The following is a 17,262-nucleotide window of genomic DNA, read 5'->3' as shown; positions in this document are numbered from 1 at the left end:
GCGAGTGCTGGCTTTTGTTCAAAAATCTGATTGTTCTGGCAAATTACATCGCGAAGCTACTTAGCATCCACACCGCAAGGATAACGAACACCAAGCCCATCAATTTGCCTTGGTACATACGGAATTTATCGTTTTCCAATAGCCCTTTACCCAATGTACCCGCCAGTGCAACCAGCAAGATGTTGAATAGCAAACCTAAAACGTTTAGCAGCAAACCAAGCGCGAGCATTTGCTCACCCGACGATGCGGTAATGTTGCTAGAGACAAACTGAGGCAAAAACATCACGAAGAACACCAAGGCTTTCGGGTTCAGCAGGTTACTCATCAAAGCACGTTGATAGTAAGTCGATGCCATTTTGTTTTTCTGGTCAAGCTCTGGTGCAGCAGAAACATCCGCTCTTAAACAGTCCCAGCCCATTTTTAGCAAGTACGCACCACCGAGTAGATGAAGCACTTTTAACGCGATTGGGCTCATCGCAATCAAGGTTGATACACCCATTGCTGCCAATAGGGTTAAGATCACACCAGATGTCGCGTTACCCAAGCTCGCAAACAAACCAACTTTCTTACCATAGCTCATGCTAGAGCTGGCAATCAGCAACATGTCAGGTCCAGGTAATAGAAGAAGTGCAACAACAGCAGTGAGATAAACAGGGAGTACAGATAAATCGATCATGGTGGAACTGGCTTTCAAAAACAGGCGGCGGATCTTATACCAATGAATAGATAACAACCAGACCAAATGTCTAACCAAGGAGTAAAATTCAGAAAATAGAAAAGGTTTAATGTTCAATTTAAAAACAATTAACCTTTTTGGTGTTTATTTTTAATACCGATAGCAATTTTGTACAAAAATACGCAGGATGGATCCGGTAGACTCCAAATGATGTGGTGCCACTATTTACGCTTGAGCAATTCGGAACGAGATGAAAGAAAAGAATAAGGAAATCGCGACTTTTAAGATTGCTCAAGAGCTGGGTGGCTTGGAGCTGCTCGACGCAAAGTACGAAAAACAGAACTTCTCTCGCCATAGCCATGAAGGCTACACCATTGGCGTGATTGAAAAAGGCGCACAACAATTCTTTCGTACTGGTGGAAATCACATTGCACCGCAAGACAGTATCATTCTTGTAAACGCCGACGAGGTGCATAATGGTCACTCAGCGTCAGAAGGAGGCTGGGAATACAAAGCCATGTATCCCGTCCCTGAGCAGTTTCAAACTCTGGGGGAAGAGCTTGGTGCACCCAATGTAGCTCAGCCCTATTTCCCCCAACCCGTTGTTTACGATCCAGAACTCGCAAACCAACTGCGATTGGTGTTCGATACTCTAGAGAAGTCCGATAACCGCTTACTAAGAGAGGCGCTTGTCTACGGTACGTTGGTAAAACTTGCCAGCAAGCACAGTACACATCGAGCCCCGCTTCAAGACGCGACCAAAGCGCAAAAGCAAGTGTATCTGGTCAAAGAGTTTCTTGAAGACTTTCCTCAAGCCGATGTCTCTTTAGAAGAACTTGCGAAATTAGCGGGATTAAGCCCTTTTCACTTGTTGCGTGAGTTTCAAAAACAGTTTGGCTTCCCACCGCACGCGTTTCAGATTCAACAGAGACTAAGAATGGCGAAAAAGCTGCTCAAGCTGGGGCAAAAGATTTCCGATGTTGCTCAAGAATGTGGCTTTCACGATCAAAGCCATTTGCATCGTCATTTTAAAAAAGCCATGGGCGTAACGCCTGGGCAGTACATCAAGCATTGTTAGCAATTTTGTACAAGGCAGCATGCTGAGGTCAGCCTACCTTAACAGCATGTTTTTCTATTCAAGTTGAAGTTATGGATACTACTTTGCCAACTCATCAAGACTCAAAATCCTCGCTCTTTTTACAAGGCACCATCGCAATGATGCCATTGAGCATCGCCGTATTACCCTGGGGGTTACTTGCGGGCTCATTTGCCGTTGATACTGGCTTACACCCTTTGGAAGGTCAGGCGCTTTCCGCCATTCTGTTTGCAGGCTCCGCACAGCTTGTTGCCATGGGGATGATTAAAGCGGGTGCTGGCTTAACTACTATGTTGCTGACTACCTTTTTCATTACCTCTCGCCATTTTCTCTACAGCGTTTCAATGCGCAGTAAGATTTCGCCTTTACCACTAAAGTGGCGTCTTTCACTTGGCTTCTTACTCACTGACGAGCTGTTTGCCATCGTCGGACACCAATCCGATAAACAATTTGATCGATGGTACGCCCTTGGCGCTGGATTAAGCTTCTACTTATTTTGGAACTTCGCAACACTTGCTGGCATCGTCGCTGGCAGTTTGATACCTGAATTGAATGAGCTCGGATTGGAATTTGCGGTTGCTGCCACCTTTATCGCGATTGTGGTGCCAACGATAAAAAGCGTTCCTGTGTTATGTAGTGTGTTGGTGGCATTAGTTAGCTCAGTGGCGATGAACTATTACCAAGTGGAAGGAAGCTTGATATTCGCGAGTATTCTCGCCATGTTGACGGGCTATTTTGTTGAACAATTTACGACGAAAACACCAAGCCTTGAGAGTACACCGGAGGAGCGACAATGATCTTTTTGTCTATCTTAGCCATGACAGCCTTGGTATTCACTAGCCGTTATCTGTTTCTAGAACCGAAATTGCCGCTTAAATTAGGGGTAAGAACTCAGAAAGTCTTGAGCTACGCAAGCCCAGCAGTGCTCACCGCAATCTGGACTCCAATTGTATTTATACCAGAGGGTGAACTGAGCGTCAGTTGGCAAAACCCATTTCTATTGGCTGCCCTATTAGCCGCTGCAATTGCATACCTCACCAAGAATGTATTGCTCACCACCATTGTGAGTATGGTGGCGTTTTTACTGCTTCGAATTTGGTTGTAAGCTCGTGACTAAGCAGCCAACCATTCAATCTCTAATAAGGTGATGTCTCCACACTTCAAACGCCCAAGGAAGACATCGCCTTGATGCACTTCTCCCACGCCCTTTGGTGTGCCTGTCATCACAATATCGCCATCTTCTAGCGTTGTGTAACTCTTGAGTTCATCAAGAATGGTCATTGGCGGGTAAAGCATCTGATTAACGTGCCCTTTTTGCACATGAACACAGTTAATCAAAAGCTCTAAATGGAGATCGTCTATAACAACGCCTTGAAGAGAACGGAAACGACTGAATACCGCAGAACCATCGAATGCTTTGGCACGTTCCCAAGGTAGCCCTTTTTCTTTGAGGGTAGATTGCAAACCACGTTTGGTCAGATCCAAACCAAGCCCTACCGCAGTGTATTGACCATTTTTGATCAAAAAACAGATTTCTGCTTCGTAATGTAAAGGCTCTTGATGGAATGAGGTGAGTTTGGTTGAGACAGAAGTCGCTGGCTTGTTAAACACGACCATCTGCTCTGGCATCGCGTTATTGAGCTCTTGAATGTGCTCAACGTAGTTGCGCCCAACGCACAGAACTTTGCCAACTTCGACTTTCTTCTCTTCAACCTGAATGACGCTCATTGCTCTTCCCTGCAAAACAAAACACATATCATAATCGAACTGATTGTATTGCTAACACTAGTTCCCAGTCTCAGATGTTAAAAACAAGACATTCAGCCCGTTTTACATAGGCTTTCATCAAGTTGAAACACAAACACTTATCCAACACCAAATACGAAAAAAGCCAGCACGAAGCTGGCTTTTATAGTAACTAGGACAGGTTACTATTATAGGTAGTAACGAGCACCAAGTGCCCATTTGTCGTCTGTATCACGACCGTCTGCATCGTTTAGGTCGAACTGGTAACCAGCGTAACCAACAAACTTAGGAGTGAAGTTGTATTCAGCTTGAACAGCCATCTCTTCACGTGCAGTTTCAGTCTTAGAGTTGTTGAATGCTTTACCTTCAACCATCTCGTAGTTAATGCTTAGGTTCAGGCTGCTTGGAAGAGCGTAAGCTAGTAGCGCTTCGTACGCATCACTTTCAACTAGACGTTGGTTACCGTCAAAGTTCATGTTCTCGTTTGAACCGTAAACTGCCGCTACGTAAAGGCCTTGGCCGTATGAACCGTAAGATGCAGATACTAAGTGAGATTCAGCAGACTCTGTACGAAGACCATCTTTGATGTCACCGCCGTTGTATGTGTAACCGATTTTCGCGCCCATGATTGCGTAAGAAAGTGCAACTTGCATGCGATCATCGTACTCAGAACCGTCAGTTTTAGCACCTTGCCAACCTAGACCGAAGTTGATTGCACCAGCTTCACCTAGCTCGATAGCGTTGCGGTAAGAAAGCATTTTATCTGCACGACCAGTACCTAGGTTACCGTGGTCATCGTAGATAAAGTCGTTCGCAAACGCGATTGGCATATCAGCAACACCAGCAACATCGTAGTAAGGAGCCCATTGAGTACCACCCACTGCACGACCGTATACATCGTGAGTTAGGCCTAGGTAACCAAGACGAGTAGTGAACGTTTCTTCACCGCCGTCTAGGTAGTTAAGAGCCCACTCACCGCGAGCATCAGCTGTAAAGCCGTTGCCTAGGTCTTGAGTTGCAGTGAAGTTGATACGTGGAGAGTTAGTACCTACTTCTGTGTCGCCTTGCTCAGAACCATTTACGTTAACTGAAACGTGACCACCGATAGAGAAAGTAGTGCCATCGTTGTTGTAAAGCTCCACCGCTACTGCTTGTGTACCGAATGTTGCTGCTGCGATCGCTGCTGCTAGGAATTTTTTGTTCATTATAAAATCCATGTATTTATTCATTAGTTTATAAGTCAGTTTTATACAAAAGTGGATTGGGGCATCTCTTCCACCAATGTTGCGTCACTTTTGCTTAACAACTGCTGCACACTGTATTTCAGAAGTTCCCAAGAACAGAGTGAAAAGATGTAATAAAAAAGAAAAATGGCAAACGTTTACCCAAAAGCAGCCTACAAACTAAGAAAACAAAACCTAAAACTTGAAACACTTTGTTACACTTATAACGAGTAACCAATCTAAAGCATTGAAAAACAGCAATTAAAATCATAACCAACAATACGTTTTGTTACATTTCAAAAAGAAAAATATGATTAGGAACTTTTTTAAAAACGCATTGTCAATTTAGTAATACAGAAATATCAAAAAAAATAAAAAGCCTCTTCATCTTACCCTCATGAATAAGAGCGCATTCATTCATTTGAAATAAAAATGCAATAGAATCATAACTTAACAGAAATCTATCTTTCATTTTCGCGGTTTACCTTAAGCGTCATCGACACAAATCGAGCAAGAAAGCTCATTGATTACAACTAGGGTAATAAGAAAATGAAAAAGGCAGCACTAACTACTGCAGTTCTTACAGCATTGGTATCATCACCATCTTTCGCAGCAACAGTTTACAAAGACGACGGCACTGAATTAAAAGTTGGCGGTCGTGTTGAATTTCGTGGTGACTTCATCGGTTCAGACGGCGCTGAAATTGATGGTTCTATGGAAGATGCGTCTCGTGCTCGTCTAAACCTAAAAGGTAAGACCGATATCGGTAACGGTCTTTCAGCTTTTGGTGTTTACGAAGCTGAGCAAAAAACAGGTAAAAGCGAATTCAAAAACCGCTACATGTATGCAGGTGTAAGCGCTGATGCAGGTGACTTCTCTGTTGGTCGTCAAGACATGGCTGCGGTAATCATCTCTGACATGACGGATATCACCGAATTCTCAGGTGTTCAGCAGGTTATTGATTCATCTTCTGACAAGCAAGACAGCGTTTTTGCTTACCGTGGCGAGTTTGACGCTCTACAAGTTCAAGCCACTTACCAAGCTAACTCTGGTGACAGCCAAGATAAATACGGCATCTCTGGTCTTTACTCTCTACCAATGGGTCTAGACCTAGGTCTTGCATACTCAGGTGGTGATGTAGATAAAGATAACTCAGAAGATCAAATTCTTGGTGGTATAGCTTACTCTCTTGAGAACCTTTACCTTGCAGGTACTTACTCTCAAGGCGCAATTGATGACTCTGAAGACTTTACCGCTTACGAAATCGCAGCAAGCTACAAGCTAGCAAGCAAGTTCACTGTCGTTGGTCTTTACACATATCAAGAGAACGATCCAAATGGCGCTGCAAAATACGACGCTGTTGATGGTTTTGAGCTAGTTGGTTACTACAAACTTAACAGCAACTTCCGTACTTATCTTTCTTACTACATGAACCAACTTGATGAGGAGAAGAGTGCGGAAGGTAAAGTGACTGAAGGTGAAGACACACTACGTCTGGGCGTACGTTACGACTTCTAATAAAAACTTGTCCTAATAGCGAGTCTTTTGGCCGGCACTTTTGTGTCGGCCGTTTTTGTTTGAATTAAAGAATACCAAACACCCTGCCCTCTTTTAATGCACCGAATCCCGAAGTTAGTGCATTTTCTCTAGCCTTTCCAAGGCAATTCCCTTTCAGCCCTTTAAAATCAATTAATTAAAAGTTGGCACACTAGCTGCATTAGTTAAAACGAGCAAATGCATGGCAGCGTTTGTGCTTCTCGTTCTTTGTACCTACTTCAGTAGGCACGTCCTTTAAATTGGTAATGTCGCCTCCCTCTGGGAGGCATTTTTTTATTGGCTACCCCAAGATTAGGACGTATGATCCGGACATTATTAAAAATCGGAAATATCCAATTGAACCATCATCCTGTTCAAGGGGCATCTTGGATGCTTACTGCGGGTTTGGCATTCGCTATCGTCAATAGCTTTGCTCAAATCGCAAGTATTCACTTTGGTGTGTCATCCACTACATTCGCACTATTCCAGTATGCTATAGCCTTCTTCGCTATTTTGCCTTACTTACGTACTTTAGGTATTCGCCAATCACTTCGTACTAATCACTTTGGGTGGCATGCGCTGCGTATTTTCCTTGCCGTTATTGGTATCCAACTTTGGTTGTGGGCACTCGCTTACCCTGTACCGATTTGGCAAGGCATTGCACTATTGATGACTTCCCCACTCTTTGCCACCATTGGTTCAGGTCTGATACTAAAAGAAAAAGTTGGTATGGCGCGCTGGGTTGCTACCGTGACAGGGTTTATTGGTGCGATGATCATCTTAGAACCTTGGTCTGACTCCTTTACATGGGCAACACTGTTACCCGTTGGCGCAGCGTTTTTCTGGGCGTCTTACTCATTGATGGTGAAAAAATTGTCAGTCAACGATCCACCGTCAACAATGGTGGTTTATCTATTGCTACTCATTACCCCGTTCAACATCATGCTCGCCGTACCGACATTCGTCATGCCGGAGGGTTGGAGTGTATGGGGTATTCTGATTGCAGCCGGTGCCTTAACCGCTTTAGCACAGTGGGCAGTAGTAAAAGCCTATGCAGTTGCTGACGCGTCTTTTGTTCAACCTTTTGATCACGCGAAGTTGCCACTTAATGTATTTGCCGGTTGGCTGGTATTCAACTGGGTTCCGCCAGGCAGATTATGGCTTGGCGCTGCCATTATTATCGGTTCAATTGCATTCATTACTCACTGGGAAGCAAAAAAAAGAAAGTAAATTGAAAGAATTTCTTTGGTTTTGAGTTCTATATTTTCAGGAAAGGAAATGAGGATAATCGTATGACACAGCCAATCAAAATTACACTTTATCGTTGGGCAGGCAGTTGGGGACCATTCAAAGTCAATATTCCATGCGGGGAATGTACCCTAACTAAAGACATTCTTGCGGATACTTTTGAAAACGAATTAGCTGAAGTTCCTGTTGAGCTGGAAGTAAAAGATTGGTTGTCTCACTGGTGGGAGCCACTAAAACTTGGCGCATGGCACGCCCCTATCCTAGTCGTTGAAGGTAAAGTAGTTAGCCAAGGGGAAGCGTTAAACCGAGGTGTTCTTGTACAGTCTGTTATCGCAGAATGGACCAAGCAAGACCAGCTTAAAGGCAATATCGTTTATGGCAAGGCAACGTGCCCTTACTGTGTTAAAGCCAAGAAGTTACTGGATGAGACTGGTATAGAATACACCTACCACGATGTAGTCAAAGACAGCGCAGCGCTTTACCGAATGATTCCTGAAGTGAAAGCCATCATTGGAGAGAAAACACCTGTAACGGTTCCTCAAATTTGGTTAGATGGTGAGTACATAGGAGGGGCGGACAACTTGGAAAAGTGGTTAGCAGCAAAAGGGTTAGATAAAGTACCTGATAACGTCGTCGAGATCCCTAGTCAAAGCGCATAACATCGCTCATAAGAAAAACGTTACGTACAAGAAAGCAAAAAGCCCTGATATCACATCAGGGCTTTTCGTATTAATTCGCTAGCTTTTTCATCACTCGAGCAAACATTGAAGGTTTCTTCTTCTTTGTTTTGCCGTAAAGCGCTTTGTGCATCGCGTCTTTTGCGATCATCTGGCCAATGTAAACGCCACCAAGTTCGTAACCCATGACCTTCTCCTAAGAAGTAATTGACTGGTTTATGTTGTAATTTTACACCGAAAACCAGCAAAAACAAGACGTAAATCACAAAGTATATGTAATTTACTTACAAGAAGTTTTATCCTAGCGAATTAGAACCGTGATTAACGTTTCGGTTGTTGGTACGTTTTACCTGCCGCTTTGTACGTATCTTTTGGTTTGATTTCAAAGAAGGTCTCAAAGAACCATGCCGCAAACTTGATCAGGTGATCGCCTTCGTTCATAACGTGTTCAACGAATTCTTTCTCTTCACCAGACTCATCCGTTTGAACGGAAATGTGGTAAATACGTTTTTCGCCTTCAACTTCAGCAAGACCAAATTGACCAGTTAATGATTCAGCAGCGAGTGCCACTTCCTCTTCTTCTGACGCTTTCAATAATTCTAGCGCTTGAGGTAGGTTTTCTTTCTGACCGATTTCTTTCAGTAGAGCTTCAAATTCGTTCTGTTGCATGGTTTCACCTAACGATTAGCGGGTGTTTTGCTCGCATGACTCTTTTGAGTCAACATTAAGCGAGCGTAATTTGCTGCGCATTTTAGAAAGGAGCTCGTAAGCTTGCAAGCATATTCAGCGTAAGCTCTCTGGCTGCACTAAATCGTTAGTAGGCGTCCTAATCTGACCCAGTGCTAAAATCACGCAGCTTAGCCCTGCAATCAACACATAGAAGACACCCAATTGATGCTGGCTGGTCACCCAATATTCTACTAAGTACCCACCAAACAAACCTGCAAGACACATTTGTATCGATCCTGACAGCGCAGAAACGGCTCCGGCTTGTTGCTTGTGTGGTGATAGCAACAAACTGATCGAAACTGGGAATGACATCCCTTGCGCGAAACTCAAGCAGGTAAATGCAATGAATAGTGACGTTACCGTAAATGGCAAGACCAACAGCATAGCCCCAGATACCGCAACGACAATAAAACTCATCAACAGAATCTGCTGTTCTTTGTAGCGTGAATTGATGAAGTTAAGCACCAAGCTCCCCATCAATAAACCAGCGGAAGGGACAATCATCAATGTGCCATAATCTGCGGCGGTCAAACCAAGCTCTTGCTGCATCAAGAATGGATATAACGACAAAGTCACCAAAGCAGAAAGGTAACTGAGCCAGTTATAACTCGCACTACCAATCACCTGCTTGTTGGTTAGTAGAGTGAGATAATTTCGCGCGACTCGTTTAGGCTCAAAACGACGTTTCGGATAAGGTAAGGTCTCCGGCAACACAATAAAGCCCAGAGTAAAAATCGCAACAAGATAAAACAGGACAAAAACAAAAACCGCTTGCCAACTTAAGTGATAGGCAATCCAGCCGCCAAATAAAGGGGCGACAATCGGCATCACTGACGCAGTCACCGAAATATAAGAGAGCGCCTTAGTCAATTGCGAACCATCATAACTGTCTCGCAATACAGAGCGACCAAGAACAGAAGCACTGCCCGCGCCTAAGCCTTGTAATAAGCGTCCTGCTTCTAACGCAGCAATATGCTCTGCAAACGCAATACAGATAACCGTACCAACCAGATACACGCTTTGACCGAGAATGAACACTGGTCTGCGCCCTATTGAATCGGATAGCGGCCCATAAAAAAGCTGAGATACGCCAAAGCCCACGAGAAATAACGTGACGAGATTTTGAATCGCGTGTTGCGGTAGATTAAGATCATGACCAATCAGTGGTAAAGATGGAAGATAAATGCTGACGCCCACTTGACCGGTCGCGATGATCATCATCGCCAATAATAATGGTGTTTTACGCAACATATCCTCCTTACATCATGACAGTTTCACGACAGACAGTGTATATTAGTTACTCAAAGGTGATAATAAACCAAAATGGAAAGGCATTATTTCCACCGAGGATAGAATAAAATGGATTGGATTCAGAGTGTAAATAGCTATATTCGTGTGGTGGAAGAAGGAAGCTTCAACGCAGCAGCCAGAAAACTCAACACCACCAGCTCAGCCATCAGCAAACGCATCCAATGGCTAGAAGATAAAATTGGCGTACAATTGCTTAAGCGAACGACGCGTTCCATTAGCCAAACGGAAGCTGGTGCGCTGTTCTACGAGCGAGCCAAAGTACAGCTAGACTCTTGGCAGTCTGTTTTAGACGAAACACGCTCGGTAAATCAATCTCCAGCAGGCTTACTTAAGATCGGTGCAACACTTGCGGTTGGTTCTAAGTTCCTTGTCCATTATCTTGATGATTTTCTAGAAAAATACCCAGACATTAAACTTCAACTCATCACCACATTGCCCGGTCAAATTCCAGAGTTGAGCTTGGACTTGTTCATCAGCAGAGAATTGGAACACCTCAATTCTCTAAGTTTTAAAGCGAGCCCACTGTTCGAGCACAAAGCACAATTCTACGCAGCGCCGAGTTACCTAGAGAAACACGGAACGCCACAAACGATTGAAGAACTGGCGAAACATAACATGTTGATCTGGGGTGAGAAACCAACCAGAGAACTCAAAACAAACCGCGGCAAGCGGATCAGCCTCTCAGGCAACTTCGCCACAACCAATCCTGAAGCGCTTTTCCATGGCGCAAAACGAGGCATGGGGATATTACTGTCCAACAATGTCATGATTAAAGAAGAACTCAAATCAGGTGCATTGGTACCTATTCTTCCAGACGTTACCGCAGATGAAGCAACGGTTTACGCTTATTATCCAAAGTTAGATTACCAGCACACGCGTACTCAACTGTTTTTGGATTACCTAAAAACACGCCTTGCTGAAGAGAAAAGAGACTAGCCTTCTTGTGCTTTAAGTACTAGAGACTCGGGCCTGTTGATCTTTCGTGGTTAAATTTTGTTCGGATGGGGGCGCCTAGCTCGAACCCTTTGGGCAGCGTTTGTTGGTCATTTCTACTGCGTTATCGACTTTTTATGTAGGCTACTACACATCAAAACCTCTGCCTTGTATAAATACCCAACAATTCGCTGCAAAAATCAGCTCGAAAGGTCAACAGGCCCTAACTACTTCCACCCACTGTTACTACCACTTTGATGAGAGCCTATTCATACCTACCTCACCTAATGGTTGAAAAATACCTTCCTGAGCATTCAGAGTTTGAAAAATCGTGGGAAGTAAACAATAGTTAACTTGATGCATATCGATTAAATAAGAGATGGTCGTGTAATAAAACTATCAAAAGCACGATACGTATTAATGACAACGTCGGGTGAAGTGTTCAATGGGTCGTGAACAAATTAGTATCCAAGTGCTTGATGAAATTCTGAAGTTGAATGGCAATGCCTTACTCAACAGAGTAACGCTAGATCTTCATCAGCAATTTCAAAGTCACTGTACATGTGTGGTGGAGATCGCGCACCTCCAACACTGCGCGGTTACTCTCTCTCATTCGAGCAGCGGAACCATTACAGACAACATGAGCTATGGACTCGCCGGGACGCCTTGTGAAAAAGTCGCACAAGACATTGGTGAGGTCATCTTCTATCAAGAAGAGGTCTATCGCCTCTATCCCGAAGATCAGATGTTTCAAGATGCAGGGATCCAAGCCTACATAGGGTTGCCGTTAAAGACGCATGCCGGCGAAGTACTGGGGATTTTGCTTTCGACTTTTCCTCGCGCGGTTGGAGAAAAAGAAGCGAAAGATATCATTGAGAATCACCGTTTTTTTTCCAACGTGATTATTCACAGTCTACGTGAAAAATGGATAAGCGAACGGTCAGACAAGCTACTAAACCAACTGAGTTATGAAGTTTCGCACGATAACCTAACGGGGTTACTTAATCGAAGTTGCCTAGCCGATACCCTTGAAACCTTAACTCAACTCGCTAGCCGCCCTTTTAGCCTTGCCTATTTAGACATTGATAATTTCAAGTCCATCAACGACATTAACGGCAATTACATTGGTGACCAGATCATCAAATTCACGGCCAATGCCATACAACAGAGCCTCACCTCACCAAACAATGCTTTCCGTGTTGCTGGAGATGAGTTTGCTTTCATTACTTACGATGAAGATCCTGTTGCGGTGTGCCAAGAAATTTTGGACAAGATAGAAGCTGGCTATATCGATAAATCAAACCGAATTTCTTTCACTGTCAGCATTGGTATTGCTCGCGCACCCGTTCATATGCTCAATAGCGACGATTTAATTCTGAATGCGAGCCTCGCCCTGAAAGATTGTAAAAAGCACCGAGATACTCGCATACAACACTACGATACTCACTTGAGTGCTTTGTACCACCGCCAAACACAATTAATAGAAGCATTACGAGGCCAATTGCGCTTAAGTATCGATGAAAACGAAGAACTCTATGTCGTCGTTCAGCCTATTGTCGATATCACCAATGACCGTTGGGATTATTTTGAAATATTGGCACGTTGGAACAGCAGCACTTATGGCAGTGTCTCTCCTGTCGAGTTTATCGAAGCTGCTGAACAATCGGGTTTGATCATTGAATTGGGAGAGCGCATTGTTGAATTAGCCTGCCGAGCGAAACAAAATCTGGAAAGAGAATTAGGATACACAGTGAAGCTGTCGGTCAATTGTTCTGCACATGAACTGGTCGATTCCAACCGCTATATAAACTACCTAACAAGAATTTTGGAGAAATATGATCATCAAGCTTCAGACTTTGTTATAGAGCTCACAGAGACAGTGCTGTTATCGCAAAGTGGCAGAGAACAGATGGTATTGAACTCACTCCGCTACCTGGGGTTCAAGGTTGCATTGGATGACTTCGGTACTGGCTATTCGAGTTTGAACTACATCCACAACTACCCGATTGATAGCATCAAGATCGACGCAACATTTGTGCGCAACATGCTAACCAATACGACATCCGAGCAAGTGGTTTTGCTGATTGCCCAGTTAGCGCAATTGCTTGAAGTCGACTTAATTGCAGAGGGAGTGGAAGACGACCGAGCATTGCAAAAACTAATTGAGATGGGGTGTCATCACATTCAAGGGTATTTTTATTCAAGGCCGCATAGTGTCGAAGAACTCGTTTCAATCATCAATGAAAAGCAAGCCAAGAGCGCATAAAAAAGACCAAACAATGTTTGGTCTTTTTTATTCAATTAAAGAACAGCTTTCTCTTTGTCTTTAAGCAGCTTATCCATTTCATTACGGTTTGCTACAAAAGAGGCCATTTCTTTCTTAGGTACTGAACTTGCCATCGGGATCTTCGCGCGCATCGCGTTCACCGGACGACCGTATTCAATCAACTCATAGTGGAGGTGTGGGCCAGTCACACGACCCGTTTTACCGGATAGACCAATACGTTGGCCACGAGAAACTTTCTGACCTTTCTTGACTAAGATCTTACTCAAGTGAAGGTAGCGAGTTTTGTATTTGCTGCCGTGCTCGATCACCACATAATTGCCCGCATATGGGTGTTTACGTGTCATGATCACCGTACCATCACCCGTCGCTTCTACAGGAGTACCAATCGGCACAGCCCAGTCAGTACCATTGTGAGGAGCTACACGCCCCGTTACTGGGTGTAGCCGGTTCGGGTTAAAGCCCGAGCTAATACGCCAATTTCGGCTAACAGGGTAGCGTTGGAAGGCACGCTGTAGGCTTTCACCTTTTGCGTTATAGAATTGACCATCAGTATGAAGGTAAGCCGTCACTTCACGGCCACGATTGTAGATCTTAATCGCTTCAATTTCGTTTTTACCCGTCGATACACCATCAATCGTCTGAGAACGACGCACGACTTCAAAACGATCGCCTGCACGCAAGTCTTTGCCGAAATTCACTTGCTCTTTAAGTAAGTTCACAACTTGGCTAATTTCAGCCGAACTTAAGCCCAAACGATGTGCAGAAGAAGAGAAGCTGCCACGAATCACACCGACGAGAGGCTCTTGGTGCCATACACCTGGGATAGAGATATCTGAGAAATCGTAGCTGCCGTCATCATTACGGTGGTAAACCACTTTGTCTGCGATGGAGAATTGCAGCTCCATCTTATCTAATTCACCTGTCGATTCATCAAGCCAAAAACGCAGCGTATTGCCTGGTTTCAGCGTATCAAGGGCAAGGAAGTTTAAATCCGTTTCCATCACTTTCATCAGCGAACTGTAGCCAAGACCCAATTGGCTGAAAATGGTGCTCAGGTTGTCACCTGCTTGGATTTGATATTCAAAATTGGGTGGCGTGACAACGACGGCTGTCTTCGCATCAAGAATTTTTTCAACAACCTGCGACTCTGGCAGGTTTAAGGCGATGGTTTTGGTAAGGGAAGACTCTTTGAGAGAGTTGGAAACACCAATCGCAACTAATACTGGCAAGGAGTACAACAGTAGCGCTTTACGACTTGTCAGATTCGGCAACCGTCTTGTTGTAATTTCATTTGTAGACACGGGAATTACTATCTCCTTTATAACAAGGCTCATAGCTTATGCATTCCCGCATAAGAAATCACTAGGTAATTACGAGATCTAGCGCAGAAAACACTTATTTTTTACAGAAGACAAAAAAATTCAGTACTGTTGCATATGTAGGTCATTACCTACACGCTTGAGCGTCTTCGATATCAATTGTTCTGGTTGTTCTGCCATCGCTTGATCCTCACCATGTTCTAAGTAAGATAGCGATATCTGTTTGTCATCTATCCATTCAAGCTGCGACATTTGAATTCGATCGCCAACAAACACGCTATTAAGTAACACCACACGACTTGGCACGGGATCAAACTTAAACAAACCAAGGTAGTAAAATGCGCCTGAACCTTGTGTCGTCACTATCACTGGAGCGGCAATCCAAGTGGTATCCTCAATGTCTCGCTTGGCAATAAATTCAGTTGGTACCAGTACAGATCCTTTTGTTCCGCCCGCATCGTACTCCCCTTTTAAGTAGCCATGCTCTTTATCCCACTCTTGTAAGAAAGTCACCGCCCCCTGTTCTGGGACTTGGACGGTCCATGGGTTTCGTGACTGAATGCCCAATACTTCTTCGACAATGGGATTGGATTGGGCCTGCGCTTGAGGAAACTTCGCCATGATTTCGTCATCAGAAAGACTAAAACGATAAATACCAGCGATAATCACTGCTGCAAGCAAAACGATCGGGATAAGTAGAATGAGGGGAATAGGTAGGATTCTTTTACGAGCCATGAAGACTTCCTTGTGTTCTTGTTCTCTAATTATGCACGGAGTATATACCAAATCAGATGTCATCACCGCATCCACCACTGAGGTGTCGAACCTCAAGTGTTTCAAAATTAAACTAAACTGTACTCAAGTGACGTCAAACCAAGATCTTATCATTGAGCCAGTATCGTGAAGTGAGATGGTTGAATGATGAGCAACCGATTGGGAAGAACGATGACAAAAATCACCCACACCTGTGAATGCGCCTGTGGTTTAGTTCAACTGCGCTGCACCGCAGAACCTATTCGCACTTCTGTCTACCATTGCTTCGAGTGCCAAAAACGCACGGGAAGTGTGTTCGGCGTTCAAGCTCGATTCAACAAAGACCAAGTCATCCTTGATGGTAACGTCACCAGTTACATTCGAATTGCTGATTCAGGCAATCAAGTTCAATACGAGTTCTGCCCTGCGTGCGGCACGACCATGCGTTTACAATTGTTGGACGCACCCGATTACGCCGTGATTCCTATGGGATTGTTTAATGACAAAGAATTCCCTGAACCGACCGTTTCTATTTATGAGCAAAGAAAACACGGTTGGGTCAGTTTTGAATGCCCCATGGAACACATAATCTAAGCTGTTATTCTCTACTCGCTCTTTATTTATTTGAATCGGCTCAATAATAGTTGAGACTTTATTGAGAATGATCAACCAAGTAGTAGCGGAAGTACTTTCGTTCCGTGCCATGAGCGCTATAATCTGCTCCTAACATTTGGTGAGGTTTTATTGTGATTTCCAGACTTCCTCGTTGGGTGGAATATGGCGCATTTTTACTTGCTCTTTTAGCAGGTTGTGTCAATGCCGTGGGTCTCCTTGGCTTTCAACATCAAGCGATAACGCATCTTTCCGGAACCGTAACTCAGCTAGGGAACAGCTTATTAACCGATGCAGACAGCACTATCCATCTGCTCTTCATCGTATTCAGCTTTTTGATTGGTTCTGCGTTTAGTGGATTCTTTATCGAAAGCAGCGCACTTAAGCTAGGCCGTCGCTACGGCGTGGCACTCTGTATTGAAGGTAGCTTGTTGCTTCTCAGCTTGGGCTTTCTGGTTCAAGGTAATGTCTATGGCCAGTACCTTGCTTCTGCTGCATGTGGATTGCAGAACGCTATGATCACCACTTTTAGTGGCGCGGTTGTGCGTACCACTCATATGACCGGCATTATTACCGATCTTGGTATCATGATTGGGGAAAGCTTACGTGGTCGCCAATTTGACCGTCGTAAAGCCAAGCTGTTTATCTTTATATTCTTTGGCTTTTTATTGGGTGGTACTGCCGGAGCCACGTTGTTTAATGCGTTTGAACTCTATGCATTAGCATTCCCTGCGATTTTGGCCTTCATCATCGCATTTGCATATTGGGGTTATCTTTTCCTCATTAGTCGCAATCAAACCACCTAACGCAATTATGACGGTTTAAGCATTTGTCTTGAACCGTCCTCTTTATACACCCTCTTCATCTTTGCTTTATCTAAAGAACTTCACTTTCAAGTAGCACTCAGAGTTTTATCCTATAAACCCCTACATAAAGTAATACTACTAACAGAAAACGTTGCATATGCCTTGAGATCCGAATCACATTTACTACGCTTTTTATTGTTCTAGTCACACTGTACCACTTAACAGTCTGCGCCGAGCAGCTCACGTGCTACAATTTTCCAACATGATCAACAAATTCATATACAAGATTCTATGTTTGGCACTTTTAACC

At 44.0% G+C, this 17,262-nt stretch carries 18 protein-coding genes; 10 read left to right on the top strand and 8 right to left on the bottom strand.

Translation table 11 applies throughout. The annotated features are described in order from the left end of the window. Positions 1 to 43 precede the first annotated feature (43 nt). Positions 44 to 676, bottom strand: coding sequence for a LysE family translocator (locus C1S74_RS20580; protein ID WP_020194801.1), 633 nt, complete (start codon positions 674 to 676; stop codon positions 44 to 46). Between the two features lie 250 nt (positions 677 to 926). On the opposite strand from C1S74_RS20580, the gene C1S74_RS20575 reads away from it, so the two are divergent. From C1S74_RS20575 to C1S74_RS20565, 3 genes are all read left to right on the top strand, one after another. Next, positions 927 to 1,754 carry an AraC family transcriptional regulator gene (locus tag C1S74_RS20575; RefSeq protein WP_045397462.1) on the top strand — a complete coding sequence of 276 codons (828 nt, stop codon included), beginning with the start codon at positions 927 to 929 and terminating at the stop codon, positions 1,752 to 1,754. Positions 1,755 to 1,825: 71 nt separating this feature from the next. Next, entirely contained in the window at positions 1,826 to 2,569 is a 744-nt protein-coding gene (locus C1S74_RS20570) for an AzlC family ABC transporter permease (RefSeq protein WP_045397459.1), read from the top strand. Then, positions 2,566 to 2,877, top strand: a complete 312-nt coding sequence (locus C1S74_RS20565; protein WP_045397456.1) for an AzlD domain-containing protein — start codon at positions 2,566 to 2,568, stop codon at positions 2,875 to 2,877. The genes C1S74_RS20570 and C1S74_RS20565 overlap by 4 nt, the downstream gene beginning before the upstream one ends. An 8-nt stretch (positions 2,878 to 2,885) precedes the next feature. Here C1S74_RS20565 and C1S74_RS20560 read toward each other — a convergent pair whose 3' ends face one another. Together C1S74_RS20560 and C1S74_RS20555 are read right to left on the bottom strand one after the other, a co-directional pair. Further along, positions 2,886 to 3,500: a fumarylacetoacetate hydrolase family protein gene (locus C1S74_RS20560; protein ID WP_045397454.1), complete on the bottom strand. Its 615-nt coding sequence runs from the start codon at positions 3,498 to 3,500 to the stop codon at positions 2,886 to 2,888. 206 nt (positions 3,501 to 3,706) lie between these two features. Next, positions 3,707 to 4,723 carry a porin gene (locus C1S74_RS20555; protein WP_045397452.1) on the bottom strand — a complete coding sequence of 339 codons (1,017 nt, stop codon included), beginning with the start codon at positions 4,721 to 4,723 and terminating at the stop codon, positions 3,707 to 3,709. Between the two features lie 567 nt (positions 4,724 to 5,290). Between C1S74_RS20555 and C1S74_RS20550 the strand changes: the two genes are divergently transcribed. The 3 genes from C1S74_RS20550 (at position 5,291) to C1S74_RS20540 (ending at position 8,184) form a co-directional block, all read left to right on the top strand. Continuing rightward, a complete protein-coding gene (locus tag C1S74_RS20550; protein WP_045397451.1) occupies positions 5,291 to 6,259 on the top strand; it encodes a porin in 969 nt (322 codons plus the stop codon). A gap of 408 nt (positions 6,260 to 6,667) precedes the next feature. Further along, positions 6,668 to 7,507 carry a DMT family transporter gene (locus tag C1S74_RS20545; protein ID WP_045397448.1) on the top strand — a complete coding sequence of 280 codons (840 nt, stop codon included), beginning with the start codon at positions 6,668 to 6,670 and terminating at the stop codon, positions 7,505 to 7,507. A gap of 62 nt (positions 7,508 to 7,569) precedes the next feature. Beyond that, positions 7,570 to 8,184 carry a glutaredoxin domain-containing protein gene (locus C1S74_RS20540; protein ID WP_045397446.1) on the top strand — a complete coding sequence of 205 codons (615 nt, stop codon included), beginning with the start codon at positions 7,570 to 7,572 and terminating at the stop codon, positions 8,182 to 8,184. A 70-nt stretch (positions 8,185 to 8,254) separates the two neighbouring features. Here the strand turns inward: C1S74_RS20540 and C1S74_RS27015 are convergent, their stop codons facing one another. The 3 genes from C1S74_RS27015 to C1S74_RS20525 form a co-directional block, all read right to left on the bottom strand. Continuing rightward, positions 8,255 to 8,389, bottom strand: coding sequence for a hypothetical protein (locus tag C1S74_RS27015; RefSeq protein WP_095760458.1), 135 nt, complete (start codon positions 8,387 to 8,389; stop codon positions 8,255 to 8,257). A 134-nt stretch (positions 8,390 to 8,523) separates the two neighbouring features. Continuing rightward, positions 8,524 to 8,871, bottom strand: coding sequence for a hypothetical protein (locus tag C1S74_RS20530; RefSeq protein ID WP_045397445.1), 348 nt, complete (start codon positions 8,869 to 8,871; stop codon positions 8,524 to 8,526). A 114-nt stretch (positions 8,872 to 8,985) separates the two neighbouring features. Next, a complete protein-coding gene (locus C1S74_RS20525) occupies positions 8,986 to 10,179 on the bottom strand; it encodes a multidrug effflux MFS transporter (protein WP_045397661.1) in 1,194 nt (397 codons plus the stop codon). Between the two features lie 111 nt (positions 10,180 to 10,290). On the opposite strand from C1S74_RS20525, the gene C1S74_RS20520 reads away from it, so the two are divergent. Both C1S74_RS20520 and C1S74_RS20515 read left to right on the top strand, forming a co-directional pair. Continuing rightward, on the top strand, positions 10,291 to 11,178 hold the full coding sequence (locus tag C1S74_RS20520) for a LysR family transcriptional regulator (RefSeq protein ID WP_045397443.1): 888 nt from the start codon (positions 10,291 to 10,293) through the stop codon (positions 11,176 to 11,178). A 442-nt stretch (positions 11,179 to 11,620) separates the two neighbouring features. Next, entirely contained in the window at positions 11,621 to 13,441 is a 1,821-nt protein-coding gene (locus tag C1S74_RS20515; RefSeq protein ID WP_045397440.1) for a putative bifunctional diguanylate cyclase/phosphodiesterase, read from the top strand. A gap of 35 nt (positions 13,442 to 13,476) precedes the next feature. Here C1S74_RS20515 and shyA read toward each other — a convergent pair whose 3' ends face one another. Together shyA and C1S74_RS20505 are read right to left on the bottom strand one after the other, a co-directional pair. Next, positions 13,477 to 14,763 (bottom strand): peptidoglycan DD-endopeptidase ShyA, encoded by a 1,287-nt coding sequence (gene shyA / locus C1S74_RS20510; RefSeq protein ID WP_045397439.1) that lies wholly within the window; start codon positions 14,761 to 14,763, stop codon positions 13,477 to 13,479. A gap of 120 nt (positions 14,764 to 14,883) precedes the next feature. Then, a complete protein-coding gene (locus tag C1S74_RS20505; protein WP_045397436.1) occupies positions 14,884 to 15,516 on the bottom strand; it encodes a hypothetical protein in 633 nt (210 codons plus the stop codon). A gap of 210 nt (positions 15,517 to 15,726) precedes the next feature. Between C1S74_RS20505 and C1S74_RS20500 the strand changes: the two genes are divergently transcribed. Both C1S74_RS20500 and C1S74_RS20495 read left to right on the top strand, forming a co-directional pair. Then, positions 15,727 to 16,128, top strand: coding sequence for a GFA family protein (locus C1S74_RS20500; RefSeq protein WP_045397435.1), 402 nt, complete (start codon positions 15,727 to 15,729; stop codon positions 16,126 to 16,128). A gap of 152 nt (positions 16,129 to 16,280) precedes the next feature. After that, the gene (locus C1S74_RS20495; protein ID WP_045397432.1) at positions 16,281 to 16,952 is read left to right on the top strand and encodes a YoaK family protein; all 672 of its coding nucleotides are present in this window, start codon (positions 16,281 to 16,283) and stop codon (positions 16,950 to 16,952) included. Positions 16,953 to 17,262: the final 310 nt, after the last annotated feature.

This window comes from Vibrio hyugaensis, assembly GCF_002906655.1.
Classification (GTDB): Bacteria; Pseudomonadota; Gammaproteobacteria; order Enterobacterales; family Vibrionaceae; genus Vibrio; species Vibrio hyugaensis.
The sequence above is the reverse complement of the archived record's forward strand: the minus strand, read 5'-3'. Positions and strand labels throughout refer to the sequence as shown.

Excerpts from the sequence above, each read along its gene's own strand:
- C1S74_RS20500 (WP_045397435.1), top strand. The coding sequence starts at position 15,727 with ATGACAAAAATCACCCACACCTGTGAATGCGCCTGTGGTTTAGTTCAA.
- C1S74_RS20515 (WP_045397440.1), top strand. The coding sequence starts at position 11,621 with ATGGGTCGTGAACAAATTAGTATCCAAGTGCTTGATGAAATTCTGAAG.
- C1S74_RS20550 (WP_045397451.1), top strand. The coding sequence starts at position 5,291 with ATGAAAAAGGCAGCACTAACTACTGCAGTTCTTACAGCATTGGTATCA.
- C1S74_RS27015 (WP_095760458.1), bottom strand. The coding sequence starts at position 8,389 with ATGGGTTACGAACTTGGTGGCGTTTACATTGGCCAGATGATCGCAAAA.
- C1S74_RS20505 (WP_045397436.1), bottom strand. The coding sequence starts at position 15,516 with ATGGCTCGTAAAAGAATCCTACCTATTCCCCTCATTCTACTTATCCCG.
- C1S74_RS20555 (WP_045397452.1), bottom strand. The coding sequence starts at position 4,723 with ATGAACAAAAAATTCCTAGCAGCAGCGATCGCAGCAGCAACATTCGGT.
- C1S74_RS20570 (WP_045397459.1), top strand. The coding sequence starts at position 1,826 with ATGGATACTACTTTGCCAACTCATCAAGACTCAAAATCCTCGCTCTTT.
- C1S74_RS20560 (WP_045397454.1), bottom strand. The coding sequence starts at position 3,500 with ATGAGCGTCATTCAGGTTGAAGAGAAGAAAGTCGAAGTTGGCAAAGTT.
- C1S74_RS20540 (WP_045397446.1), top strand. The coding sequence starts at position 7,570 with ATGACACAGCCAATCAAAATTACACTTTATCGTTGGGCAGGCAGTTGG.
- C1S74_RS20545 (WP_045397448.1), top strand. The coding sequence starts at position 6,668 with ATGCTTACTGCGGGTTTGGCATTCGCTATCGTCAATAGCTTTGCTCAA.
- C1S74_RS20580 (WP_020194801.1), bottom strand. The coding sequence starts at position 676 with ATGATCGATTTATCTGTACTCCCTGTTTATCTCACTGCTGTTGTTGCA.
- C1S74_RS20520 (WP_045397443.1), top strand. The coding sequence starts at position 10,291 with ATGGATTGGATTCAGAGTGTAAATAGCTATATTCGTGTGGTGGAAGAA.
- C1S74_RS20565 (WP_045397456.1), top strand. The coding sequence starts at position 2,566 with ATGATCTTTTTGTCTATCTTAGCCATGACAGCCTTGGTATTCACTAGC.
- C1S74_RS20575 (WP_045397462.1), top strand. The coding sequence starts at position 927 with ATGAAAGAAAAGAATAAGGAAATCGCGACTTTTAAGATTGCTCAAGAG.
- C1S74_RS20530 (WP_045397445.1), bottom strand. The coding sequence starts at position 8,871 with ATGCAACAGAACGAATTTGAAGCTCTACTGAAAGAAATCGGTCAGAAA.